This is a genomic window from Janthinobacterium silvisoli (assembly GCF_014200725.1).
Classification (GTDB): Bacteria; Pseudomonadota; Gammaproteobacteria; order Burkholderiales; family Burkholderiaceae_D; genus Janthinobacterium.
In genome coordinates this window covers 1,201,619-1,226,118 of record NZ_JACHCL010000002.1, presented here as the reverse complement: position 1 = coordinate 1,226,118, position 24,500 = coordinate 1,201,619, and the positions used below count along the sequence as shown (strand labels likewise).

Below are 24,500 nucleotides of genomic sequence, written 5' to 3'. Positions count from 1 at the left end.
TCAAGAAAATCTGCCTGTCACATAATGGGTTTTATTCAGGAAAGGTATCGGTCATGTACAAGAATATCGACCGGCAGGCGGTCGCCGCGATGATCATGTTGTGCCTGGTGTGGAGCATGCAGCAGATCGGGCTGAAGGCGACGGCGCATGACGCCAGCCCCATCCTGCAGATCGCCTTGCGCTCCGGCATAGGCGCAGTGCTGGTTGCCCTCTTCATGCTGTACCGGCGTGAGAAGCCCAGCCTTGCCTCCCTGCCATGGCGCGCGGGGTTGGGCGCCGGTCTCTTATTTGCCCTGGAGTATCTGCTGCTGGGTACGGGCCTGCGTTTCACCAGCGCCGCGCACGGCGTGGTGTTCCTGTACACGGCGCCACTGTTTGCCGCCGTCGGCCTGCATTTCAGCTTGCGTTCCGAGCGCTTGAAGCCCGTGCAATGGCTGGGCATCGTGCTGGCTTTTGCCGGCGTCGCCATCACTTTTTTTACGCCGTCCAGCGGACAGCAGTCTAGCGATGCCAGCAGCCTGTTCGGTGATGCGCTGTGCCTGCTGTCGGGCGCCGCCTGGGGCGCGACTACCGTGCTGGTGCGATGTTCGGGGCTGGCCAAGGTGTCTGCATCGCAAACCGCCATCTTCCAGCTGTCAGTGGCGTTTATAGTCTTGCTGGGTTTTGCCGTGCTCACGGGGCAAACCACCTTCCACGCCACGCCCTTGCTGATTGCCAACCTGCTGTTCCAGTCGGTGATCGTCTCGTTCCTCAGCCTGCTGCTATGGTTTTCCTTGCTGCGCCGCTATCTGGCCTCCGGGCTAGGCGCGTTTTCCTTCCTCACGCCGCTGTTCGGCGTAGCGCTGGGCGCATGGCTGTTAAACGAGAAAATCAACCCGGGATTCATGGTCGGCGCATTGTTCGTCGTGGCCGGCATTGTCTGCGTCAGCTGCCATGCGTGGCTGGCGTCACGTTTTGTACGGCAGTGGTAAAGTGCATCAAATCCAATCAAATTGACTGCCAATGCCACTATTTTGATCGGAATGGTTCATTTATTCTGCTTGATGTTGCTTATAATTTTGTTTGTTCCCTCCACAACATAGCGAGCCAGCCCCCATGAAATTGAGCAGCCTAAGCTTTTCCGATAACGCCATCATTCCAGGCGAATTTGCCTTTGCGGTCATTGATCCAGTGACCCACGTGGCCTTGTCCAGCAACCGCAATCCACACCTGGCCTGGAGCGATGTGCCTGCCGGTACACAATCGTTCGCCTTGATTTGTCACGATCCTGACGTACCAAGCAGTGGCGAGGACGTCAACCAGGAAGGGCGGGAAGTGCCAGCATCGCTGCCCCGCGTCGATTTCTTCCACTGGCTCTTGCTCGATATTCCTGCGGTTGCGCGTGAGATCGCTGCCGGCAGCCATAGTGATGGCGTGCTGGCGCGCGGCAAAGCCGGTCCCGCAGCACCCGATGGTTTGCGTCACGGCATCAATGACTATACCAACTGGTTTGCGGGCGATGCGCAAATGGCGGGTGACTATCACGGCTACGATGGTCCATGTCCGCCTTGGAACGATACGCTGGTACACCGTTATGTATTCACCTTGTACGCACTCGATTTGCCGCATATCGCCGTCAATGCTCCCTTGACTGGCGCTAATGTGCGGGACGCGCTCGCCGGTCACGTGCTTGCGCAAGCCAGTCTCACTGGCACCTATACCCTGAATCCCGATTTGCAACAAAAGTGAGATAGTTGCAGGCACATGAAAACGATGGCAGATAGCGGCAAGGGAGTAGCGATATTGTCTTTGCCATCTGGCAATCTCGTCACTCGCGGGGGCTTGTGCACGCTGGTCCAGCCGTGCTTGCGCCGACCACAGCACGCCCAGGGTTTCAGGTTTTTTGACGCCACCTTGCTGCTGGTGAAGTCAGGCCAGATGATCATCGACAATGGGGAAACTTCCATGACCTTGGATGGTCCATTGACGCTGGTGGCAATGGCGCAAAACGCGTGTGCCGATATCCAGAAAATCCCTGGTGGCGAGCAGCAGACGTTTCAATCTTTGCTGCTGGCGTTTGCACCGGAAGTGATGCTGGAATTTCACCGGCGTCATGCGGATGACATGCTGACATCGCCAGCAGTCGCACATGGCCGCCAGATGGTGCTCGACGCGGACCTGGCCGATACCCTGGAGCATTGCGTGCGCGGCATCTCTTCAAGCAACATCAGCGAGCGCGAGCAAATGCACAGGCTGGTCGGCTTGCTGCTGGCGCTGGCTGAGCGCGGCTGCCATTTTTCGCGGCCATCGACGCAACATATTGCTGACCGCCTCAAGCGTATTCTTGCGGATGCACCCGCGCATCCATGGACGACGGCCAAGGCTGGCCGGGAGCTTGCCATGAGCGAAGCGACCTTAAGGCGCAGGCTGGCGGCCGAAAATTTACGCTTTGAAACTTTGCTATTGGATATACGCATGCACCACGCGATGACCTTGCTGCAGACCACCGGCTGGAATCTTCAGCATATCTCTGAAGCGTGCGGATACCGCGCCAGTGCACGCTTCTCCCTGCGTTTCCGCGAGCGTTTCGGATGCTCGCCATCGCAGGTGCGCTGAGTTGATGATGTAATTGATAGGGTAGAAAAAACATGACAGAGAACAAGCATTTTTACGAGCCGTCCAAAGGACATGGATTGGCGCATGACCCCTTCAACGCCATCGTGGGGCCGCGCCCGATCGGCTGGATCGCATCGCATTCAGCCAGCGGTGTGCTCAACCTCGCGCCCTACAGTTTCTTCAACGCCTTTAACTACACCCCACCCATCATCGGTTTTGCCAGCGTCGGCCGTAAAGACAGCTTGAACAATATCGAGCAAACCGGTGAATTTGTCTGGAATCTGGCAACCCGCCCCCTGGCCGAGGCCATGAATCTGAGTTCCGTGGCGGCCCCGCCGGACATCAACGAGTTTGAACTGGCCGGCCTCACGCCTGTCCCCGGGCGTATGGTCAAGGTGCCGCGCGTTGCAGAAAGCCCGGTGGCATTCGAGTGCCGCTGTAGCCAGATACTGCAATTGGCCAGCGCTGATGGTGATGAAATTGCCACCTGGCTGGTGCTGGGCGAAGTGATCGGCGTGCATATCGACCAGGCTTTGCTGAAAAACGGCAGCTACGATACGGCGGGCGCCCATCCTATACTGCGTGGTGGCGGGCCTGCAGACTATTTCGAAGTGAGCCAGGAGTCCCTGTTTCAGATGTACCGGCCGCGATAGGCGTTCTCTTACTTTGCCTCGTCCATCAGCCGCTCCCTTAACCACCGGTGCCCTGCATCATTGTCGCTGCGCGGATGCCAGGCCATCGACAGGGTGAAGCCCAGCTTGGCCAGCGGCAGGGGGAAGATATCGAGCGTGTCGCTAAAGCGGTTCAGCAGGCACAGGGGCAGGGCGCAGACGTAGTCGGTGCTGGCCAGCATCAGCGGTACCAGGTTGTAGCTGGACACGGATAAAACCACCTGGCGCTGCATGCCCAGCGCGGCCAGATGCTCTTCGATGAAGCCATGGAAGCCGCCGCTGTTCGAGACGATCACGTGCTGCAGCGCGCAATAGCTGGCCAGGTCGGGCGGGACCGTGCCGCGCGGGTGGCCCTTGCGCTGGGCCAGCATGAAAACGTCGCTGATCAGTTCACGGCTTTTCAAGGCGGGCGGCAGGAAGCGCGAGCCGGCGATCAGCACGTCAATTTCTCCCCTTTCCATCTGGCCGACCACCTGTTCCGGATCTGCGTTGCGAAACGCCAGGCGCAGGCTGGCGTTATGCTGTGCCTCGAACGTGCGCGCCAGGCCCAGGCCCAGTATCGCGGTGGCATTGTCGTTGGCCGCCACGGTGAAGCTGCGCTGGGCGCTGGCCGGATCAAACACGGCTGGCTCGCGCACGGTTTTTTCCAGGCCCAGCAGCGCCTCGCGCAGTGGCGCGCGCAATTGCAGGGCGCGCTCAGTGGCCACCATGCCGCGCCCGGTCTCGGATGGCAACAGCAGCGGGTCTCCCAGCAAGTCGCGCAGGCGGACCAGTTGCGCCGACAGGGCGGGCTGGCTGATGTTCAGACGCACGGCTGCCCTGGTGACGTTGGCTTCTTCCAGCAAGACGTCGAGCGACACCAGCAAGGCCAGGTCAGCGCCTTTCATATCGATCATAGTTATACCTCGAATATTAACAATCGATTTCAAATATACCAGTGATGGGGCCATCATGCCGGTATCGCGTATTCCCTTCGAGACCATCATGAGCAAGCGTTCCACCAGCCTTATCCTCAGATTGCTGAGCTTTTCCTTTTTCGCCACCGGCACGGCCTCGCTGTCGGTGGTGGGCGCCTTGCAGGAAATCGCCACCTCGCTGGCCATGCCGCGCAGCGCGGTGGCGATGCTGGTGGCAGTGTTTGCCGTCACCTTTGCCATCAGCGCGCCGCTGATCCAGGTATTTGCCGGCCACTTGCCGCGCCGCAGCTTGCTGCTGGCCGGCCTGGCCACCGTGGCGCTGGGGGCGGCCGGTTGCGCGCTGGCGCCCAATTACACGGTGCTGGTGCTGGCGCGCATCGTGACGGGACTGGGCATGGCGGCCGTGACGCCGGTCGGTTCTTCGCTCGGTTCGACCATGGTGCCGCCCGAGCGCCAGGGCCAGGCGCTGGCCATCGTGTTTACGGGCATGACGGTAGCGTCGGTGGTGGGCGTGCCCTTGTCGGCCTGGATCGCCCACACGCTGGGCTGGCGGGCGATGTTTGGCTTGATCGCCTTGCTGTCCGTCATTTCCGGCGTGTTGCTGGCCTTGATGCTGCAGGACCGTTCGGCAGGGCAGAAAGTGCAGCTGCGCGATTTGTTGACCGTGCTGTGCCGGCGCGATCTGGCCAGCGCGCTGGCGGTGATGGTGCTGGGCCTGGGTGGCTTGTTTGCCAGCTACACCATGATCACGCCCATCTTGCACGATAAATTCGGCGCCGGTCCGCAAATGGTGTCCATCGCCTTGCTGATCTATGGCCTGGCGGGCATCGCCGGCAACCAGGTGGCGCGCAAGCTGGCGATGCTATGGTCGGCCGAACGTTCGCTGACGATGTCGCTGCTGATGATGGGCGTGGCCTTCGTGGTGCTGGCTGTCACGCCAGGCTGGCTGGTGGTGGCGCTGGCCACCCTGGTGCTGTGGGCGCTGGCAGTCGATATTTTCTTGCCGGCCCAGCAGCGGCGCATGGTGGAGCTGGCGCCGCAGTGGCGCGGCCTGGTGCTGGCGCTCAATTCCTCGTGCCTGTTCATCGGCATGGCGCTCGGCTCCTCGACGGCCGGCAAGGTGGCGCCGGTGTGGGGCCTGGACGCCTTGCCGCTGGTATCGATCGCCATGATTGCGCTGGCGTTCGGGGCGCTGGGCTGGTCGCGCAGCGCGCGTGCATCACATCTGGCCGCTTGTCCGCTACAAGATGCTGCTGGTGCGTAGCTGGACGCTGTCGCGGCCCGGTGGCGCGCCAAATAAACGGCTGTATTCGCGGCTGAATTGCGAAGGGCTATCGTAGCCGACGCTGTAGCCGATGGCCGCCACGTCGCCAGGCTCCTGCATCAGCCGCACGCGCGCCTGCTGCAAGCGGATTTGCTTTTGGTATTGCAAGGGACTCATGGCGGTCACGGCGCGGAAATGGCGGTGGAACGATGACACGCTCATGGCCGCCAGCCGGGCCAGATCCTCGCTGCGCAGCAACTCGGCATAATGTTCGCGTATCCAGCGGATGGCCCGGCCGATATGCGACAGCCGGCTATCGGCCATGCCGATCTGCCGTATTGCCACACCTTGTTCGCCAGACAAGAGCCGCCAATGGATTTCACGTTCCAGCATCGGCGCCAGCACGGCGATATCGCCAGGCTGGTCGGGCAGGCGCAGCAAGCGCAGCACGGCGTCCAGCAGCTCGGGTCTGGCATTGCTGACGTGCATGCCAGAAACGCTGGTCGCTGCCGTCACTGTGCTGTGCGGCATGTCCAGCAGCAAGGAGGCGATGATGGCCGGTTTCAGGGTCAGGCCGACAGCCAGGAAGGGCGCTTCCGCGCTGGCCTCGGTAATGCAGCCGCACATCGGCAAATCGACGGACACCACCAGATATTGCCCGGCGCCATAGTCATAGGTGCGTTCGCCCAATATCGTTTGCTTGGCCCCTTGCGCCACCAGCGCAAACATCGGCTCGCTGATATGCTGGGCTGGCGGCGTGGCGTCCTGCGAGGCATATACGCGCACGCCGTCCACGGCCAGTTGCGCTGGCCAGTCATGGGCCTGGCGGCGGATCAGGGCACAGATTTCCATCAGTTTATCCATGCTTTGATGGTAGCCCCAGGCTGGGATTGTTCGCAAGCGCAAACAGCTTGCGGACGCAGGATTGAGCGGATCGTGCAAGACTCTGCGCCTTATCGGCTAGTGTGCGCAGGCTGGGCGGTGGTTAGATGGAGGCTTCACCACCACCATCAGGAGTACACCATGTCGCTCGATTCCTATATCACCCTTGGCCATTCCGGCCTGCATGTCAGCCCTCTGTGCCTGGGCACCATGACTTTCGGCGAAGATTGGGGCTGGGGTTCCAGCCCGGCCGACTCGGAAGCTATCCTCAGCGCCTACCTGGAGCAGGGCGGCAACTTTATCGATACGGCCAATCTGTACACGAATGGGCATTCGGAAAAAATCATCGGAGACTTCTTTGCGCGGCGTAAAGGCCGCGACCGCAGCGTGATCGCCACCAAGTTCTTTGGCAACCTGCATGCGGGCGACCCGAACGGTGGCGGCAATGGCCGCAAGGCTATCATCGAGCAGTGCGAAGCGTCACTGCGCCGGCTGCAGACGGACTATATCGACCTGTACTGGATACATAACTGGGAACCGAGCACGCCGATCGAGGAAACCATGCGCACCCTGGACGATCTGGTGCGGGCTGGCAAGATCCGCTATATCGGCATTTCCGATGCACCGGCCTGGAAAACCGCGCAGGCGCAAACCATCGCACAATTTCGCGGCTGGGCGCCGCTGATCGCGCTGCAGTTGGAATATTCCTTGCTGCAGCGCACGGTGGAAGGCGAATTGATGCCGATGGCGCGTGAACTGCATTTGGGCGCCATGCCCTGGAGTCCGCTCAAGGGCGGCTGGCTGTCCGGCAAATATACGCGTGAAAATGCCGGCATCAGCCAGTCCGAGCGTTCCAAGCTGGTGGGCGCTTCGCCGTCGGAACAGGAATTCCTGGTGATCGATGTCGTCAAGGCCATCGCCGCCGAACGCCAGGCCAGCCCGGCCGCAGTGGCGCTGGCCTGGGTGCAAGGCCGCGCGGGCGTAGTCTCTACCCTGATCGGCGCGCGCCGGTTGGACCAGTTGCAGGACAACCTCAGTTCATTGACGCTCAAGCTCACGCAGGAAGAGATCGCCAGGCTGGACCAGGTCACCAAACCGGCGCTCAATTTCCCGGCCGACGTCAACGAACACCTGGCGCCGATGCTGGCGTTTGCTGGCGCCACGGTCGATGGCCGGCAAACCACGGCGCTGCCGTGGCTGACGGCGAGCAGCACACGCTACTAGGCACGGTTCATCCTGGTCTTTGAGTTCTTCTTGTCATTATTTTGTCATAAGCGTGTCATGTTGCTGTTGCAGGCACGCTTGCATACTGTCCTTACTGTTTCCCCAACCCACTCCAAGGACCATATCATGCAAGCTCGTCTTATTTCCGCCGCGATCGCCAGCGCTACCTTTCTTTTCGCTTCCACCGGCGCCATGGCGCAAAGTGCGGCGCCGACCGCCAATCCTGTTGTCGCCAAGAATGTGGTGCTGGTGCACGGCCTGTATGCCGATGCGTCGAGCTGGTCGGAAGTAATTCCACTGCTGCAAAAAGCGGGCTTGCACGTGACTGCCGTGCAAAATCCATTGCGCTCGCTGGCTGACGATGCCGAAGCAACGCGCCGCGTGCTGGCGCTGCAGGATGGCCCGACTGTGCTGGTGGCGCACTCGTATGGCGGCATGGTGATTTCCGAAGCCGGTACCGATCCGAAAGTGTCGGCGCTGGTGTACGTGGCGGCGCGTGGCCCCGATGCCGGTGAAGATTACGGCGCGCTGGCGGCCAAGTTCCCGGCAGCACCTGCCAGCGCTGGCCTGATCAAGACGCCGGACGGTTATGCCCAGCTGAGCGAACAGGCTTTCCTGCATGACTTTGCGGGCGATCTCGATACCGCCAAGGCGCGCACCCTGTATGCGGTGCAAGGCCAAGCCTCGCAAGCGATCTTTTCGGCCCGCACTACCCAGGCCGCCTGGAAAGTCAAGCCCAGCTATTACGCTGTCTCGACGGAAGACCGCACCATCAATCCTGACTTCGAGCGCTTCATGGCCCAGCGCATGCATGCGCAAACCATCGAAGTCAAAGGCAGCCACTTGGCGCTGATTTCCCATCCACAGGAAATTGCTGCCCTGATTGAAAAAGCGGCTGGCCTGTAAGTCCTATTGTGCTCTGCCTGATGCCTGCCTGGTATCAGGCCAGGCGCATTATGTGAACAGGTATTCCAGTACTTCATCGCCGTACTGGTCCGTTTCGCCCGTCGATTTCCAGCCCAGATGGCGATAAAAGCCATAGGAGCGTGATTGCGGGTCGCTGGAGCAGCCGAGGAACAATCGAGCATGGCCTGCTGCGCTCAGTTCAGCCATCACCCTGTCCAGCAAAGCCTTGCCGATACCGAGTCCCTCGGCTTCCGGCAACAGCGCCAGCACGACGATCTCGCCGCTTTCCCTGTCGCCAAAGCAATAGCCGATCAGTTGGCCATCCTGATGGCAAACTTGCCCTGGCAGATTGCCGGACTCTATCATTTCCGCCCACGACTCTGCCGTGATACCCAGTTCGGCCAGGCGCTCCTGGCCGATGGCATTTTGCCGGGTCTTGCCGCGCAGTGCGATATACGCTGGCGTGTCGCCGGCGCGGCCGGGGCTGAAGGTAATCGATGTCTTTTGAAGGCTCATGGGTTCTCAGTCAGGCGTATCGGGGGAGGCCAGCAATTCTTCCAGCACCGTAATGGCGCCGCTGATGCGTTGTAGCGTGGCTTGCAGCTCGCGTTTTTGCGCGTCCAGTGTCAGCAGCTGTTGTTCGCCTTGTGCCTGGTTGCGTTTCAGTTCGCTCAGGCGCTGCTCTATCATGTGTTTGTCCACTTGCTATTCTCCTTTGGTCTGGTGTTCAGGGGGAGGCAGCTTGTTCAGTACGCCAGCCGCATCGAGTTCATAGGTATCAAAATCGCGCGCCAGGAACAAGCTGCCGGCATAGTGCTGCCTGGCTTCCGCTTCCAGTTCCGCCATACCGGCCGCGTGATGGTAGCGCGCGCTAAAGTGCGTGAGTATCAAATTCGGCAACTGGCTGGCGGCGGCAAATTGCGCCACCCGCTGCACGGAGCTGTGGGTGGGGCCGGGGCCGACTTTTTGCAGCATGGCTTCCGTGTAGGTGGCTTCATGCACCAGCAATTGCGCACCGGCGCAGGCGTCTGCCAGCAGGGACGGCGTGTCGTTGTCGCCGCCGATGACGATGGTCGCCTGGTCTGTTTTCGTGATGCGGAAGTCGGCAGCTGCCAGCAGACTGCCGTCTTCCAGCTGCACGTCATTGCCTGCATGTAATTGGCCCCAGGCCGGGCCGGACGGTACGCCGCGTGCTTGCAGGGCGGCCTTGTCCAGTTTCCACTTGCTGCTTTCCAGCGCGAAGCGGAACGCCACGCTGTCGGCGCGGTGCGACAGCGCATGGCGGGTAATGATCAGCCCTGTCTCCTGATGTACGATGTCGCTGCTGTTGACGTCGATATGGATCAGCGGATACGTCAAAAACAGTTCCGTGTGCAGCAAGGTGGCGTCGATCCAGGCTTTGATGGCGGGTGGCGCGATCAGGAGCAAGGGCCGCTTGCGGCCCGTCATGGAAGCGCTGGCGAGCAGGCCCGGCAAGCCGTAGCTATGGTCGCCATGCACGTGCGTGATGCAGATGCCGGCCAGGTCGTGCACGGACAGGGGTATGCGCTGCAAGCGGTGCTGGGTCGCTTCGCCGCAATCGACCATCCACCAGTCGCGGCTGGTGGAGGGCTGGACGGCCAGCGAGGTGACGTTACGGTAGCGGGTGGGCACGCCCGAAGACGTGCCGAGGAAAGTCAGTTTGAACATGCCGCATATTATGCGGCAGGCTGCTTTGCTTGGCTATCCGTTAACTTGCCTGTGCGCCCAGCTTGTCCTTGTAGATGTGGCCGTTTTTCATGATCAGCAGCAAGTTTTGCTCCGGTTGCGCCAGGAAATCGAGATTTTTCGTCGGGTCGCCATCGGCTACCAGCAAGTCCGCCAGCGCGCCCACGGCCAGCTTGCCCAAGGGACCGGCATAGGGCGCGCGTGCACCTGACAAAGTCAGCAGTTCGCCATTCTGGCCCGTGGCCTGCGCCAGCAGGGTGAGCGGATCGTAAAAGCGCGTCAGTTTGGCCAGTTGCCGGCCTTGCGTGTGCGTGATCTTGGCATTGAACAGGATATCGGTGCCCCAGCCCGTCTTGATGCCGTATTTTTGCGCCAGCGCATAAGCGTGCACCGTGCCATCGGAAACGATTTGCTGGCTGGCCCGGCGCGCCGCATCGGGATACACATTGCTGTCCTCGTCTTGCAGAAACGGTTGCAAGCTCCACCACACACCGCCGTCGCGCATCATGCGCGCGCTCTCGTCGTCGGCCAGCTGGCCATGCTCGATGCTGCGCACGCCCGCGCGGATGGCGCGCTGTATGCCTTTCGGCGTATAGACGTGGGCCATCACGTAAGTGCCCCAGTCGGCAGCCGCTTCCACCCCGGCTCGCAGTTCGCGTTCCGAGTATTGCGTGCTGTCGAGCGGGTCGTACAGCGAGGCCACGCCGCCGCCAGCCAGCATCTTGATTTGCGTCGCGCCCAGCATCAATTGTTCGCGCACCCGGCGCAGCACTTCCGTTTCGCCATCGGCGATCATGGCCACGCCCACCGATTCCACTACGCTCAACGGTGCATTGGCCGCGCGCGGCACTTCCGAGCGCAGGCGGAAATCGCCATGGCCCGAGGTTTGCGAAATCATGGCGCCCGATGGGAAGATGCGCGGACCAGTTACGATGCCTTCATCGATGGCGCGCTTGAGGGCAAACGCAGGGCCCCCCGCATCGCGCACGGACGTAAAGCCGCGCAACAGGGTGCGCTGCGCTTCCTGCGCCGCCACCAGGTACAAATAACCGACATCGGAAGTCATGGCCGTGGCCTGGTTGATGCCGGCCAGCATGGTATGCCAGTGGGCGTCGATCAAGCCTGGCATCACCAGCTTGCCCTGGCAATCGATGATTTGTGCGCCTTCGACTTTCTCGCCGGCTGATGGCAGGGCGGTGATGGTGGACCCCGTCACCAGCACATTGACACCCGTGCGTGGCGGCTTGCCCGTGCCGTCGAACAGGCGCAGATTGGTCAGCAGCAATGGCCGTACGGGCGCCTGCGGCTGCTGGGCAATGGCATTGCTAGCAGACAGTCCCAGGAAGGGAGCCAGCATGGCGGCCGTGCCGCCCAGAAATTGGCGCCGCCGCATGTCCGCCATGACCCGCTGATACAGGATATTGAAGACGGTGCCGCCGCAATCGCAGGCGCGGGGTTTCAAGCCGCCCGTCTGCCAGGTCTTTTGCCAGGCGCTGGCCAGTGTCTGTTCCGCTATCGTCAATCCAGTGTGAACCAGTGCCATGGCGGTCATCCCTTATGTCGAGGTGTTGGAGCGTTCATTGAAAGCCGCACGGTAAGCGGAGTCAAGCGTGCACTTGCTTTACGAAAACAAATATAGAATTGACACGTGGTCCGCTATGCTGGGCCCGCATGCCGTTCGCAGTTCAATGCCTGATGATGCTTAATCGAGGAGGTCACGCATGTTTTTTAAAAAATATCAAAAAATTGCCGCCGCGCTGGCGCTGGTTGTTTGTAGCGGCACGGCCGCCGCCGTGGGCTTGGGCTTCCTGGCGGAAACGCCGATGGCTTATCTGAATAAATACGATAGCCCGGCCCTGACCAAGGCCGCGACGCAGGTGCTGAATGAAAAAAAGGATGGTGAAACCAGCCAGTGGAGCAATGAAGGCTTGCGCAATTCCGTGCGCATCCATGCCGACATCACGGCCAGCGAGACGGAAAAGACGGATGCCCAGGTGTGCCGTACCCTGCATGTGGCTTTGACGGCCAAGGGGCAGGACCAGACGCTGAAATTGAAACTGTGCAAGGCCGGTAGCGAAAACTGGAAAGTGGCGAAATCCTAGCCGGTCCTGCAGCCAAGCTGTTGTATTGGGAGGCTGATTCCCGTGCTGGCCTGGAGAGTTTCTTCTAGGGAACCCCGGCACGCGTTAAAATCACGCTTTCCCTTTTACCATTCTCACCTACATGCAGCAAAGCCGCCGATTGTTTTTCCGCCTGGTCAGCCAGTTTCGCCGTTACGGCGCGATTGTCGCCGCCACCTTGCTGGCCGTGGGCGTGGCGTCTGCCACCGACGTGCTGCTGATACGCCAGTTGCAAAACGTGGTGGACGCCATGCGCAGCACCGCCACCGAACATGCCGCGCCAGTGACGGGCATGATGGCCACGCTGCAAGGCTGGGTGGACCGCTTCCTGCCCGCGCATGCGGGTCAGACGGAACTATGGGTGATCCCGGCCACCATTTTGGGCCTGGCCGTCATGCGCATGGTGTCGAGTTTTGCCGGCGATTACGGTTCCGTGTGGCTGTCGAGCCGGGTGCAGGCCGATTTGCGCGAGCAGATGTTTGCCACCATCATGCGCCTTCCCAGCCGCTTTTTTGACACCACCACCACCAGCGTGACGCAATCGCGCGTGGCCTTCGATGCCAGCCAGGTATCGCAGGCGGGCTTGAACGTACTCAACGTGATGGTGCGCGATTCGGTGGCCACCATCGGCTATCTGGTCTTGCTGTTCAGCATAGACGTCAAGCTGGCCATCTTTTGCATGGCATCCTTGCCTATCGTCGCGCTGGTAGTCACCTTGGCGGGGCGTCGCATGCGCCATTTGAGCAAGAGCGCACAGCAAGCCGTAGGGGAACTCACCTCCGTGCTCGATGAAAGCATAGGCGGGCAGCGCGTGGTGAAAATCTTTGGCGGCCAGCAATATGAAAAGAAACGTTTCCTGCGGGTCGTGAAGCTGAACCGCCAGCTGGCCGTCAAGCATGCGTCCACCTCGGCCGTCAATTCCGGCTTCATCATGATGCTCGTTGGTATCACCTTGTCGTCGGTGATTTATTTCGCCATGCTGCGCGCGCAAAGCGGCGCCATCACGCCCGGCGCCTTCGTCGCCTTCATGGGCGCGCTGATGGCCATGCAGTCGCCAATCAAGAACCTGACCAAGATCAATGAACCGCTGCAGCGTGGCCTGGCAGCGGCCGAATCCGTATTCACCCTGATCGATACGCCGGTCGAGCCCGACCCTGGCACGCAGACGCCAGCGACGGTGCAGGGTAATCTGTCCTTGCAGAATGTGAATTTCCGCTATAGCGACGATCCCGATGCCCCTACCGCGCTGAACAATATTGTGCTCGACATCGCGGCCGGCGAGACGGTAGCGCTGGTGGGTGGTTCCGGCGGTGGCAAGACCACCTTGCTGGGCTTGCTGCCCCGCTTCTATGACGTGAGCAGCGGCCGTATCCTGCTCGATGGGGTCGATGTGCGCGATTACGAATTGCTGGCCCTGCGTCGCCAGTTCGCGCTGGTCAGCCAGGACGTGATCCTGTTCAACGATACGGTGGCGGCCAATATCGCGTATGGCGATCCGACGCCGGACCAGGCCCGCATCGAGTCGTGCGCGCGCGCCGCCTACGCCCATGATTTCATCGAGCAATTGCCGCAAGGCTATGCGACGCCAGCCGGCCAGAACGGTTCGCGCCTGTCTGGCGGGCAACGCCAGCGCCTGGCGATCGCCCGCGCGCTGTACAAGGATGCGCCTATCTTGCTGCTCGACGAGGCCACCAGTGCGCTCGATACCGAATCCGAGCGGCAAGTGCAGGCGGCGCTGGAAGTGCTGATGCGCGACCGTACCACCATCGTCATCGCCCACCGTTTGTCGACCATTGAGAGCGCCGACCGTATCGTCGTGATGCAAGGTGGCCAGCTGGTGGAATCTGGCACCCACGCAGCCTTGCTGGAGCGCAATGGCGCCTATGCGCGCCTGCATGCCAGCCAGCTGTCGCGCGAGCCGGCAGCGCCGCGCAGCGTGTGAAGCAGTCCTGGCCAATGTTGTGGCTGGCGCTGGCTCTGCCATTGGTCGCGCATGCGCGGCAAGCGCCTGCGCCAGAAGAAGCGCAATCCATGTATCTGACGCAAGATTTTGAGCCCAGCGATGCGTCGCACGCCATGTATGCCTTGCGCACGCCGCCCGTGCGCGACGAGGCGCTGGGCGCCTGGCATGTGTTGCTGGCGTTTCCCGAAACGCCAGGCAAAATTGCCATGGAGACTTACACCACCGATCTGAAATTGAGCCAGGCGAAGTTTGTGCACCTGCGCAAATGGTATTACGAGAATGGGCAGGTGTTTAAAACAGCCAGGCTCGATGCCCAGGGCAAGGAACTGGCCGGCGGCGAGCTGTTTTACGAGAGTGGCCAGCTCAAACAGCGCGAAACACCATTGCCGAATGGGCGCCTGGTCGAGAGTTTCCACGAGAATGGTCAGTTGATGAGCCGCATCGTGTATCGCGGTCAAAAGATAGCTGATGGTGTCTATGTATCGTATGGGGCGAATGGCAAGGTCAGCAGCCGTGCCCACCTGAAAGATGGCCAGATGCATGGCTTGTCGGAAGTATTTCATACCAATGGACAACTGTATCAGCGCGTGCGCTTCGTGCATGACAAGCGCGAAGGCGAGTTTGTCGATTACGCCCCGGACGGCAGCTTGCGCGCCCGCACCGTATTCGTGCATGGCCAGCCTGAAGGCTGGTCGTTTGAAAGCCATGACAATGGGCAAGTATCGCAAAAAGTGCTGTACCACCACGGCGAAGTCCTCAGCATGCAAAAATGGGCACCGGATGGCAAGCCCGTGATTGCCTGGCAGCGTGATGTGCAGGGGCGCGAGCAGGGCGATGTGACCGAGTGGTATGAAAACGGCGTGCGCGCCAGCGTGATTCCCTTTGTCGATGGGCAACGTCATGGCTTGATGCAAATCTGGTACAGCGATGGCAGCTTGCAACAGATCGTGCCGTATGAGCATGATCAGAAACAGGGTGTGGAACGCCGTTGGGATAAAAGCGGCAAGCAGACCATGGCGCAAGCCTGGCAGGATGGGCAGCCGGTGCCCCTTAATCCATGATCTCTTGATACGCGATTGCAGGTATCATGCGGGTTTGCGGCTTGGTCGAGGATGACTCAAGGGCCGGGATAATCTCAGGAGACAGTGGTGATAGAACGCGTAGCGTCGGCAACGGTCAATGTAGCGCCAGGTGAGCTGGAACGGGCGCGCAGCCTGGCCTTGCAAAACATGCGCGTTGTCATGCGCGCGGCGCAGCGGCACTCGGCGCAGATCGAGAAGCAGTGTGGCGTGTCCGGTGCGCAATTATGGGTGATGCAGGAGCTGCACGACCAGCCCGGCCTGCGCATGGGGGAACTGGCGACGAAAATGTCGCTGCACCAGACCACGGCCAGCAATCTGGTCGATGCCCTGGTGAAAAAAATGTATGTGCGCAAGGCGCGCGACCAGCCCGACCAGCGCGTCGTGACCCTGACCTTGACGGAGCAGGGCCAGCTTGTCATCGCCGATGCGCCGCAGCCCGCGCGTGGTTTGCTGCCCAGTGCGCTGGCCCAGCTTGACGCTAGCAGCCTGGCGCAACTGAACCAGGGGCTGACGGCCTTGCTGGCCGTGGTCACGCCTGATGACCGCCAGGCCGGCATGCAGCCGTTCACCTTTACGATGTAGGCGCTTGAGGCAATCGCTGCAATTGCAGTTGCGCCAGCGCACCATACAGCGGTGGGCTGAGCACGCGCGAAACGGTGCTGGCAACCACTGCGCAAGCCATCAGGCTCAGCACCATGCTGTGGCCATCGACCATTTCCATGACGATGATGAAGGCCGTCAGAGGCGCCTGCGTGGCGGCCGCCAGGAAACCTACCATGCCCAGCGCGATCAGGGCCGGCGCATATGGGTATTGCAATAATTGCGCGATGTCATGGCCGATACCGGCGCCGATGGCCAGCGATGGGGCAAAGATGCCGGCCGGCACGCCTGACCAGACGGTCAGCCAGGTGGCCACATATTTAAAGCCGACAAAAGCAGCTGGCATGCTGCTGTCGCCAGCCAGCATGGCCCGCGTGGCGCCCGTGCCGCTGCCAAACGTGGCGCCGTGGCTGGCGATGCCGATACCGGCCACCAGCAAACCGCAGACGGCGGCAAACAAGACCGGGTAGCGGCTGCGCCAGCCCGATAATTTGCCCAGCGGGTTGCCGCGTGCCGAGGCCAGCAGCAAACGCGAAAACAAGCCGCCCGCCACACCCGCCACCAGGGTCACCAGCAAACCGGGCAGGGCCAGCGCCATGGCGATGGGGCCGGGGTGTATCACGCCAAAATGCGTGGCGTTGCCGGTAATGGAAACGGCCATCAAGCCCGCCAGCACGATGCCGGCCACGATCAAGCCGCTATTGCGCTGTTCGGGCGTGCGCGACAGTTCTTCGATGGCAAACATGACGCCTGCCAGCGGCGTGTTGAAGGCGGCCGCGATACCGGCCGCGCCGCCCGCCACCAGCAAGGAATGCGCGCTGATTTGCGTGTGGCGTGGCAAGAAGCGGCGCGCGGCCAGCATCACGCCGGCGGCGATTTGCACGGACGGCCCTTCGCGTCCCAGCGACAAACCGCCCAGCATGCCGCCCGCCGTCAGCACGATCTTGGCTGCGCTCAATTTCAGCGACACGAACAGGGAACGGTCGGCCGGGCTGACGGCGGGGTCCAGGGTGGCCATCACTTGCGGGATGCCGGAGCCGGCCGCGCCTGCGGCGTAGCGGCGCGTCAGCCAGACGATCAGGGCGGCCAGGGCAGGCGTCCATAGCAGGACCAGCCACCAGGCCTTGGCATTGAAATGCAGAAACAGGTCGAGCGCGCCTTCGGCCAGCCAGGTAAAGCCGACCACCACCAGGCCGGCGATGGCGGCCATGCCGATCACGACGGCGCGCGTCCACCACAGGCGCGGGTTGGCAAACTCTTGCTTGAAAGCAGAAGGGATATCGTGCAGGTGTTTCATTGCGGCAAGTCCTGAAGGAGGCGCGCTGGGCGTCGGGGAGACTTGCGATTATAAACCTATATTTGGGCAAATGTATTTCGCTGGCGTTACTTTATTGCTTGGCGCTAGGGGAACACGGCTGTTATCGCAAAGCCATCAAGGCAGCGGCTTTTCAGACAATGGCATGCCTTTCTGTCCCGCATAAAACACGATCAGCACTACCGGCTCGTCGCCGGTCAATCCGCGATGGACTTCGCCGATGGTTTCATTGACCACTTGCCCTGGCTTGAAGACCATTTTTTGTCCATTGTCCTTTTTTTCCAGCGTCAACTCACCGGACAAGATGTACCCCGTATTTTCCATCGGATGGGTATGCCAGGGCAGTTCCGAGTGGGCGGGGATGGTGATTTTCAATACCGTGACTTCCGGCGTGCCCGTGGGGTAGGCCTGGTATGCCTCGCCATCCCAGGCCGTGCTGGTCTTCGACAGGGTCTCGACCTGCACGGCTGGCGCGGCGTCCTTTGCCTGCGCACAAGCCATCGACAGCCATCCGGCAAGGGCCAGGGAGACGGCAGTTCCTGCTTTCGATATCAAGCGCATCATTGAGTTCCATTGTTGGTCAAATCAGTTACGACGCCAGCCCTTGCTGGCTAGCATCGATACGATCATATGGAAACAATTTCTCATAAGAAATATCCGCTCTGGCAATAATCATGCGAAAAGCAGCCTTATTTTTCGACGCTTTGCAAGAAGCTTCCCGCGTCGGCGAAAAAGTCGATCAAGGCCCGCACTTTCGGCGCCAGATGCGGCCCGGAGGGCCATAACAGCCAGCAACTGTGGGCTGGATGGTCGTGCACGGCGTAAGGCGCCAGCACTTCGCGCAGGCTGCCATCGGCCAGCGCCGCACGCACATGAAAGTGCGGCAGCCAGGCCAGCCCCAGGCCGCGTTGGGCGAAGTGCAGCCGCGCTTCCAGGTTGTTGCAGACCATGGACAGGGGAAGTTCCAGCGGCGGCGCATCTTCTTCCCGCAGTAAATGCCAGGCTTCGATCTTGCCGCTGTGACGGAAGCGATAGTGCAGGCAGGCATGGTGCTGCAGATTGGCCGGTGTCAGTGGCGTGCCATGGCGCTCCAGATAAGACGGCGAAGCCACCACGCAAGAGTGGAACTGGGCCAGCTTGCGGGCGGCCAGGCGCGAGTCGCGCGGCGCACCGATGCGCAGCACGGCGTCAAAGCCTTCGCCCACCACGTCGGCCAGCCCATCGCTGAAATCAAGCTCCAGTGTGATGGCAGGATGCTGTTCGGCAAAGTCGGCCAGCACGGGCAACAGGAATTGCCCCAGTTCCGGCAAGCCCAGGCGCAGCTTGCCCTGCGGTGTTTGATGGCCAGCCAGCTCCTGCTGGGCGGCCTGCATTTCCGCCAGGATGTGCTCGCTGCGTGCGAGAAATAGCTTGCCTTCCGCCGTCAGGCTCAGCTGGCGCGTGCTGCGCTGGAACAGGCGCACGCCCAGGCGCTGTTCCAGCCGGGCCAGGCTCTTGCTGACGGCCGATGGCGAAATGCCTGCTTGCCGCGCCGCTGCGACAAAGCTGCCCGCCCGCGCCAGTTGCACGAACAGGGTCACGCCAGATAAGTTATCAGTGGTATTCATTCATGACAGTTTGGTCAGTAGTGAAACGCATTGAAGCATATTTTTCTTTGTTGTGCAGCGCTCTACCATGGGTTTTTACATGGAGGTAGTCTTATGAAAAGCATAGCTTTCAAGCTGGGCAGCAAGGTGGACAACCCTGATTGCCTGTTCGACACGACAGTCGACAAACCTGTCCCCGGTCCGCGCGATGTGCTGGTGCGCGTGCACGCCGTGGGCGTCAATCCGCTCGACACCAAGGTGCGCGCGGGGCTGGTGCAAGTGCCTGATACGGTGCGTGCCCTCGGCTGGGATGCGGCTGGGGTGGTGGAAGCCGCCGGCGCTGAAGTGCGTTTATTCAAGCCGGGTCAGCGCGTGTATTACGCCGGTTCGTTTGACCGTACGGGCAGCAATGCCGAATACCAGCTGGTCGATGAGCGCATTGCGGCCGCCATGCCGGCCAATCTGAGTTTTGCGCAAGCCGCTGCCGTGCCGCTGGCGGCGCTGACGGCCTGGCAATTGCTGTTCGAGCGCTTTGCCATCACTCCGGGAGACCTGCAGCAGCGCGGCAGCTTGCTGGTGCTGGGCGGCGCGGGCGGCGTGGGTTCGCTGCTGATACAGCTGGCGCGCCAGTTGACGGGTTTCACGGTAATCGCCACCGCGTCACGCCCGGACAGCGTCGCATGGTGCCGCAGCATGGGTGCCCATCACGTGATTGACCACAGCCTGCCATTGGTGGCGCAGGTCGCTGCCTTGAACATTCCTGCTGTGACGCATATCGCCGCCTTGTCGAATACGGCGCAGCACTTCCAGGAACTGGTCGAGATTATCGCGCCGCACGGCAAGCTGGCCGTCATTGATGACCACCAGCAATTCGATGCGGCCCCGCTGAAAGCCAAAAGCGTGTCGCTGCACTGGGAAATGGTGTTTACGCGGCCCTTGTATGGCACGCCGGACATGATCGAGCAGCATCACATCCTGCAGCGGGTGGCGCGCTTGCTGGAAGAGGGTGTGTTGCGCAGCACTCTGCAGCAGCGGCTGGCGCCAGGAGCTGCCAGCATGGCGCTGGCGCACGGCATGATCGAACGTGGTGGTGGTTGCGGCAAGATCGTGCTGGCAGAACAGGATTAAACCGGGATTAATGGGACAATGCCGGCCTGCCAGCCGGCCTCTCGCGGGTGCGAGGGGTCTACTCTGGATTCATATTTGATTGAGACAAGCAGCCCACATAAAAATGAAACTATTATTCATCGCCACACTAGGAATCTTATCGATGATGCAAACTTCATCATCGTTCGCCGATAATGCCAATGGGAAAAAACTCTATGTGCAGCGATGCGCCATGTGCCATGGAATAGATATCAAGGGAACTGGGCCATTGGCGAATAAAAGCAATCCTGCCACCCCTGATTTGACGACAGCTGCTTTCAAAAAGCGGCTGCATGATTATCCGGGCGTGATTGTGTCATCGGTCATACTGCGTCCCAATGGCGACTTGATACCGAAAACCCTGCGTGAGAATGGCGTCAAGCTGGCGCCGTACGCCTGGCGGGTGCAGGATTTTCGTGATTTGCATCAATACATGAGTGCTGTGATTTTAAAAAATCGATGATGTCCAGCAGCCATTCAGGCTTGCTTGCAAACAGCTTATATAAACAGCTTATGCAAACAGCTCGCGCCGCGCATTCTGGCTGATGGCCACCGTGGCCGGGTGGCGCAAACGGCGCTCGGTGGTGATCGCATACACCTGTTCCACCAGGCTGTCGACCTGGCCCAGCGCCACCACCGCGTATTGTTCGCATACCTGGCGCGCGATCACGGTGGGGGCAAAGAACAGGCCGGCGCCGGACTGGCCAAACGCCTGCATCATTGCGCTGTCATCGAACTCGCCGACGATGCGTGGATGCAGCTTGTTTTCGCCCAGCCACTGCAGCAAACGGCCGTAGATGGCATAGTCTTCTCCCGGCAGCAGCAGCGGGGCGCCGTCCAGGCAGGCGGGAAACTCGCCCGGCAAGGTGGCCGCCAGGGCTGCCGTGCCAAACACGGTCATGCCGCTTTCTCCCAATAAATGATTGAAGCCGCGCACGCTCAAATGAGCCGGCATGGTGCGGTCGGCGATGATCAGGTCCAGCCGGTGCACGGCCAGGTCCGCCAGCAGGCTGGCCAGCCGGCCTTCGCGGCAAATCATGCGCAGCGGTTGATCCAGGCTCAAGGCCGGTTCGACCAGGCGGCAGGCGATCAGTTTCGACACGGAATCGGCGCAGCCGACGCGAAACGTGGTGGTGCTGGTGCGTGACTGGTCGCGCACGATTTCCAGCAACTCATCGCCGGTACTGAAAATATCTTCCGCATGGCGCAGGATGCGCCGGCCCGTATCCGTCAATTCCAGCTTGCGCCCGTTGCGGCGAAACAATTCCACGCCCAGGGACTCGGCAAAGTCGCTCAACTGCCCGGAAATCGATTGCGGCGTCAAATGCAGCTGTTCCGCCGCGCGGGCAATGCTGCCCGTCCTGGCCACCATCCAGAAATAACGCAAGTGCTTGAAGTTAAGCGCAGACATGGTCTTCTCCCGGTCATCAATACATCGAATTTTTCGATGTATTCATTCATTATATTCGATTTGTTCGATGTATTATTTGCTTCTATGATGGTTACCTGGCTTTAGATAAAACCATGCGAGGAGGTAGTTTATGAATGGCCTGGAGAGTATTGCAACGGCGCCCGTCTGGGCCGGCTTTATCGCTTTCGTGCTACTGATGCTGGTCCTGGATTTGTTTGTATTCGGCGGCAACAAAGCGCACAAGGTCAGTGTCAAGGAGGCGGCCATCTGGTCGCTGGTGTGGGTCGGCATGGCGCTGATGTTCAACGGCGGCCTGTGGTGGTATCTGAATGGCACGGCTGGTCCCGAGATCGCCAATCAGAAGGCGCTGGAATTCTTTTCCGGCTATTTGATAGAAAAAGCGCTGTCGGTCGATAACGTGTTCGTGTTTCTGCTGATCTTTGGCGCCTTCCAGATACCGGTGCAGTACCAGCGCCGGGTGTTGATTTACGGCGTATTCGGGGCGATCGTGATGCGCGCCGTGATGATCATGGCGGGCGCCTGGGTGGTGAGCGAGTTCAGCTGGGTGTTGTACCTGTTTGGCGCCTTCTTGCTGGTCACGGGACTGCGCATGCTGGTGGCGGCCGATGCCGAGCCTGACGTTGTCAACAACCCCGTGCTGCGTTTTGCCCGCCGCCATTTGCGGGTGGCCGAGGGTGACCATGGCGAACGCTTTACGGTAAGCAAGGGAGGCTTGCTGTATGTCACGCCGCTGTTCCTGGTGCTGATTTTGATCGAGGTGACGGACCTGGTGTTTGCCGTCGATTCGATCCCGGCCATTTTCGCCATCACGACCGATCCGTTCATCGTGTTCACGTCGAACCTGTTTGCCATCCTGGGATTGCGGGCCCTGTATTTCCTGCTGGTCGACGTGGCGGACCGTTTCCATCTGCTCAAGTATGGCCTGGCGATGGTGCTGGTGTTTATCGGCGCAAAGATGTTGATCATGCCGTGGTACCACGTGCCGGTAGAAGCTTCGCTGGTCGTGGTGGCGGTGCTGATCGCGGCAAGTTGTGTAGCGAGCGTATTGATACGCCGCAGTGAAAAGTAAATCTAACTGAAGGAATGATGATGCGTACGTATGCGGTAAATAGTCCACAGGCAGCGGGACGGCTGCTGGCCTTGATGATGATCGTCGACGGCAACCTGGCCAGTGCCGAATTGCAGGCCCTGCAGCGCAGCAAGATACTCGAGCATATCGATATGGATGCTGCTGAGTTCCAGCGTTTGCTGCAAGAACTGTGCGACGACATGCTGACGGCGACCGCCACCCTGCACGGCGCGGTACAACTGAGCAACCCTGTGATCGATAGCCTGCTGGCCGAGATTGCCGATCCGGACTTGCGCCGCAAGCTCTTGCATGCGATGTGGAAAATCGCCGATGCCGACGGCTGGCTGGCCGATGGGGAAGCGGTTTTGCTGACCCGCGCCAGCAATGCCTGGTCAGCTGAAACCAATTTCCACCGGCATACGCGTTGATCAGGCTGTCTTGCTGCCCATGGCAATCACAGCCGAGCCAGCCAGGGCCAGGCCCACGCCGACGATATCGGTCCAGGCTGGCGTGATGCCGTCGACCAGCCACAGCCAGCCCAGCGCGGTGGCGATGTAGATGGCGCCATAGGTGGCGTAGACCCGGCCGCTGGCGGCTGGATGCAGGGTCAGCAGCCAGACGAAGACCAGCAGGCTGAGGGCGGCTGGCAACAGCAGCCAGGCACTGCCCTTGTTGTTGAGCCACAGCATGGGCAGATAGCAGCCCAGCAGTTCGGCCACGGCCGTGACGGTGAAGAGGCCGAAAGTGCGGGCCAGGGAAGTCCATTCCAGGGTTGCTGACATCGTGTTCCTATTGTTAAAAATAAAAGACTGAGCGTGATTGTAATTAATTGAGTTGCAAAGCGACATATAAAAGCAGGCGGTCATCCGTATCGTCCAGATCCAGCCCCGTCAGTTCGGCGATCTTTTGCAAACGGTAATCAAGTGTGTTCCTGTGGATGTGCAAAGCCTTGGCGGTGGCCGTAGCGTGGCTGTGATTGCGGAACCAGGCTGCCAGGGTGCGCATCAGGGCGCCGGACTTGCGGTCGTGCTGTAATAAACGCGACAGCGTCTGGCGCAACTGTTCGGCTTGCCAACCGTCTTGCAGGCCGGACAGCAGCACCGGCAAGCTCAGGTCCAGGTAGGAAAACACCTGCTGTTCGCCGGTAGTGTTGCGCGAGCGGCCTACGCGCGCCGTCTGCTTTGCCGATTGATACGAGGCGGTGGCGCCGTCCAGGCCCGGCAGGGCCACGCCCATGGCCAGGGTGCATGGCGATTGCAGCGATGATTGCGCCACCTGCTGTAATTCCACTAGCCGCTTTTGTGCCAGCGCCGCGCGCGGCTGCTGTGGACCGGCAACGGGAAAGGCTTCCAGTATCACCAGTTCGCCGGGCGAGACGACGGCCGTCAGCAGCTCGGGCCAGCGCTGCGCCAGCGCGGCCTGCACTTGCTGCAGCTCTCCCAGCACTTGTTCCAGGCGCTCGCCGAAGTCCTGTACTTCCAGCACGAACATGGCGCGCGCCAGACGCAGGTCCAGCGCCAGGCGCGCTGCCCAAGCTTGCATGCTGGCATCGGGGATGCCGGTGCGGTAGACCAGCTGGAACAGGAATTCCTCGCGATAACGTTTTTCATGCTGCAGCTCCCTGACCAGCTGGGCTTGCTCCAGCATCATTTCCGCCATCACGCGTACCAGCGCGCCGAACTGGCGCACGGCCTCCGGTTCACCCGTCAAGCCGACCACGCCGCAAATCTCGCCGCGCAGCATCAGGGGCAGGTTGATACCCGGCTTGGCACCGGGCAGCTTGCTGGCTGCAATGGCATCGATTTCCACGCTGTCCCGCCGGGCCAGCGCCAGTTGCGCACCGGGATGCAAGTCGCCTATGCGTTCGGGGCTGCCGCTGGCCAGGATCACGCCACGGACATCGATCACATTCACCTTGAAGGGCATGATGTGCATGGTGCGCTGGACGATGTCCTGTGCCAGAGAAGTATCGATGGTCAGCATGGTGTTTTCTTGGTATTTTTATGCATCCGCACAATAAT

The 24,500-nt window shown here is 60.9% G+C and carries 27 protein-coding genes; 15 read left to right on the top strand and 12 right to left on the bottom strand.

What is annotated here, in order from left to right:
- Nucleotides 1–53 precede the first annotated feature (53 nt).
- The 4 genes from HDE75_RS15660 (at nt 54) to HDE75_RS15645 (ending at nt 3,248) form a co-directional block, all read left to right on the top strand.
- A complete protein-coding gene (locus tag HDE75_RS15660) occupies nt 54–971 on the top strand; it encodes a DMT family transporter (RefSeq protein ID WP_183676814.1) in 918 nt (305 codons plus the stop codon).
- 124 nt (nt 972–1,095) lie between these two features.
- Complete coding sequence (locus HDE75_RS15655; RefSeq protein ID WP_183676815.1) at nt 1,096–1,728, top strand: YbhB/YbcL family Raf kinase inhibitor-like protein; 633 nt, start codon at nt 1,096–1,098, stop codon at nt 1,726–1,728.
- Nucleotides 1,729–1,743: 15 nt separating this feature from the next.
- Nucleotides 1,744–2,595, top strand: a complete 852-nt coding sequence (locus tag HDE75_RS15650; protein WP_183676816.1) for an AraC family transcriptional regulator — start codon at nt 1,744–1,746, stop codon at nt 2,593–2,595.
- Between the two features lie 32 nt (nt 2,596–2,627).
- Nucleotides 2,628–3,248, top strand: a complete 621-nt coding sequence (locus HDE75_RS15645) for a flavin reductase family protein (protein ID WP_183676817.1) — start codon at nt 2,628–2,630, stop codon at nt 3,246–3,248.
- An 8-nt stretch (nt 3,249–3,256) separates the two neighbouring features.
- Here HDE75_RS15645 and HDE75_RS15640 read toward each other — a convergent pair whose 3' ends face one another.
- A complete protein-coding gene (locus HDE75_RS15640; protein ID WP_183676818.1) occupies nt 3,257–4,162 on the bottom strand; it encodes a LysR family transcriptional regulator in 906 nt (301 codons plus the stop codon).
- Between the two features lie 88 nt (nt 4,163–4,250).
- On the opposite strand from HDE75_RS15640, the gene HDE75_RS15635 reads away from it, so the two are divergent.
- Nucleotides 4,251–5,447 carry an MFS transporter gene (locus HDE75_RS15635; protein ID WP_183676819.1) on the top strand — a complete coding sequence of 399 codons (1,197 nt, stop codon included), beginning with the start codon at nt 4,251–4,253 and terminating at the stop codon, nt 5,445–5,447.
- Here HDE75_RS15635 and HDE75_RS15630 read toward each other — a convergent pair.
- Nucleotides 5,424–6,299, bottom strand: coding sequence for an AraC family transcriptional regulator (locus HDE75_RS15630; protein ID WP_221291868.1), 876 nt, complete (start codon nt 6,297–6,299; stop codon nt 5,424–5,426). The two genes, HDE75_RS15635 and HDE75_RS15630, sit on opposite strands and share 24 nt — an antisense overlap.
- A gap of 171 nt (nt 6,300–6,470) precedes the next feature.
- On the opposite strand from HDE75_RS15630, the gene HDE75_RS15625 reads away from it, so the two are divergent.
- Both HDE75_RS15625 and HDE75_RS15620 read left to right on the top strand, forming a co-directional pair.
- On the top strand, nt 6,471–7,553 hold the full coding sequence (locus HDE75_RS15625; RefSeq protein ID WP_183676821.1) for an aldo/keto reductase: 1,083 nt from the start codon (nt 6,471–6,473) through the stop codon (nt 7,551–7,553).
- A 126-nt stretch (nt 7,554–7,679) separates the two neighbouring features.
- Nucleotides 7,680–8,459: an alpha/beta fold hydrolase gene (locus tag HDE75_RS15620; protein ID WP_183676822.1), complete on the top strand. Its 780-nt coding sequence runs from the start codon at nt 7,680–7,682 to the stop codon at nt 8,457–8,459.
- Between the two features lie 48 nt (nt 8,460–8,507).
- On the opposite strand, the gene HDE75_RS15615 is transcribed toward HDE75_RS15620, so the two are convergent.
- The 4 genes from HDE75_RS15615 to HDE75_RS15600 are packed head-to-tail and all read right to left on the bottom strand — an operon-like array spanning nt 8,508 to nt 11,709.
- The gene (locus HDE75_RS15615) at nt 8,508–8,975 is read right to left on the bottom strand and encodes a GNAT family N-acetyltransferase (protein ID WP_183676823.1); all 468 of its coding nucleotides are present in this window, start codon (nt 8,973–8,975) and stop codon (nt 8,508–8,510) included.
- A gap of 6 nt (nt 8,976–8,981) precedes the next feature.
- Nucleotides 8,982–9,149, bottom strand: coding sequence for a hypothetical protein (locus HDE75_RS15610; protein ID WP_183676824.1), 168 nt, complete (start codon nt 9,147–9,149; stop codon nt 8,982–8,984).
- A gap of 15 nt (nt 9,150–9,164) precedes the next feature.
- A complete protein-coding gene (locus HDE75_RS15605; RefSeq protein WP_183676825.1) occupies nt 9,165–10,148 on the bottom strand; it encodes a ribonuclease Z in 984 nt (327 codons plus the stop codon).
- Nucleotides 10,149–10,188: 40 nt separating this feature from the next.
- A complete protein-coding gene (locus HDE75_RS15600; RefSeq protein ID WP_221291867.1) occupies nt 10,189–11,709 on the bottom strand; it encodes a metal-dependent hydrolase family protein in 1,521 nt (506 codons plus the stop codon).
- A 178-nt stretch (nt 11,710–11,887) separates the two neighbouring features.
- Here HDE75_RS15600 and HDE75_RS15595 point away from each other — a divergent pair, with 178 nt between their 5' ends.
- From HDE75_RS15595 to HDE75_RS15580, 4 genes are all read left to right on the top strand, one after another.
- Nucleotides 11,888–12,268 carry a hypothetical protein gene (locus HDE75_RS15595; protein WP_183676826.1) on the top strand — a complete coding sequence of 127 codons (381 nt, stop codon included), beginning with the start codon at nt 11,888–11,890 and terminating at the stop codon, nt 12,266–12,268.
- Nucleotides 12,269–12,389: 121 nt separating this feature from the next.
- A complete protein-coding gene (gene msbA / locus HDE75_RS15590; protein WP_183676827.1) occupies nt 12,390–14,228 on the top strand; it encodes a lipid A export permease/ATP-binding protein MsbA in 1,839 nt (612 codons plus the stop codon).
- A 14-nt stretch (nt 14,229–14,242) separates the two neighbouring features.
- Nucleotides 14,243–15,310, top strand: coding sequence for a toxin-antitoxin system YwqK family antitoxin (locus HDE75_RS15585; protein WP_183676828.1), 1,068 nt, complete (start codon nt 14,243–14,245; stop codon nt 15,308–15,310).
- Nucleotides 15,311–15,397: 87 nt separating this feature from the next.
- Nucleotides 15,398–15,913, top strand: a complete 516-nt coding sequence (locus tag HDE75_RS15580; protein WP_311735121.1) for a MarR family winged helix-turn-helix transcriptional regulator — start codon at nt 15,398–15,400, stop codon at nt 15,911–15,913.
- Here HDE75_RS15580 and HDE75_RS15575 read toward each other — a convergent pair.
- The 3 genes from HDE75_RS15575 to HDE75_RS15565 form a co-directional block, all read right to left on the bottom strand.
- Nucleotides 15,903–17,228, bottom strand: coding sequence for a chloride channel protein (locus tag HDE75_RS15575; protein ID WP_183676829.1), 1,326 nt, complete (start codon nt 17,226–17,228; stop codon nt 15,903–15,905). The genes HDE75_RS15580 and HDE75_RS15575 overlap by 11 nt on opposite strands.
- Nucleotides 17,229–17,363: 135 nt before the next feature.
- Nucleotides 17,364–17,810 carry a cupin domain-containing protein gene (locus tag HDE75_RS15570; protein WP_221291866.1) on the bottom strand — a complete coding sequence of 149 codons (447 nt, stop codon included), beginning with the start codon at nt 17,808–17,810 and terminating at the stop codon, nt 17,364–17,366.
- A 125-nt stretch (nt 17,811–17,935) separates the two neighbouring features.
- Nucleotides 17,936–18,853, bottom strand: a complete 918-nt coding sequence (locus tag HDE75_RS15565; protein WP_183676830.1) for a LysR family transcriptional regulator — start codon at nt 18,851–18,853, stop codon at nt 17,936–17,938.
- Between the two features lie 93 nt (nt 18,854–18,946).
- Between HDE75_RS15565 and HDE75_RS15560 the strand changes: the two genes are divergently transcribed.
- Both HDE75_RS15560 and HDE75_RS15555 read left to right on the top strand, forming a co-directional pair.
- Nucleotides 18,947–19,960 carry a zinc-binding alcohol dehydrogenase family protein gene (locus HDE75_RS15560; RefSeq protein ID WP_183676831.1) on the top strand — a complete coding sequence of 338 codons (1,014 nt, stop codon included), beginning with the start codon at nt 18,947–18,949 and terminating at the stop codon, nt 19,958–19,960.
- Between the two features lie 103 nt (nt 19,961–20,063).
- Nucleotides 20,064–20,441: a c-type cytochrome gene (locus HDE75_RS15555; protein WP_183676832.1), complete on the top strand. Its 378-nt coding sequence runs from the start codon at nt 20,064–20,066 to the stop codon at nt 20,439–20,441.
- Between the two features lie 48 nt (nt 20,442–20,489).
- On the opposite strand, the gene nhaR is transcribed toward HDE75_RS15555, so the two are convergent.
- Nucleotides 20,490–21,389, bottom strand: coding sequence for a transcriptional activator NhaR (gene nhaR, locus HDE75_RS15550; RefSeq protein WP_183676833.1), 900 nt, complete (start codon nt 21,387–21,389; stop codon nt 20,490–20,492).
- A 130-nt stretch (nt 21,390–21,519) separates the two neighbouring features.
- Here nhaR and HDE75_RS15545 point away from each other — a divergent pair, with 130 nt between their 5' ends.
- Nucleotides 21,520–22,479 (top strand): TerC family protein, encoded by a 960-nt coding sequence (locus HDE75_RS15545; protein ID WP_311735120.1) that lies wholly within the window; start codon nt 21,520–21,522, stop codon nt 22,477–22,479.
- A gap of 20 nt (nt 22,480–22,499) precedes the next feature.
- On the top strand, nt 22,500–22,907 hold the full coding sequence (locus HDE75_RS15540) for a TerB family tellurite resistance protein (protein ID WP_183676834.1): 408 nt from the start codon (nt 22,500–22,502) through the stop codon (nt 22,905–22,907).
- Here the strand turns inward: HDE75_RS15540 and HDE75_RS15535 are convergent, their stop codons facing one another.
- Both HDE75_RS15535 and HDE75_RS15530 read right to left on the bottom strand, forming a co-directional pair.
- The gene (locus HDE75_RS15535; protein ID WP_183676835.1) at nt 22,908–23,261 is read right to left on the bottom strand and encodes a YnfA family protein; all 354 of its coding nucleotides are present in this window, start codon (nt 23,259–23,261) and stop codon (nt 22,908–22,910) included. It lies immediately after the preceding gene.
- A 43-nt stretch (nt 23,262–23,304) separates the two neighbouring features.
- A complete protein-coding gene (locus HDE75_RS15530) occupies nt 23,305–24,462 on the bottom strand; it encodes a sugar diacid recognition domain-containing protein (protein ID WP_183676836.1) in 1,158 nt (385 codons plus the stop codon).
- Nucleotides 24,463–24,500 lie beyond the last annotated feature (38 nt).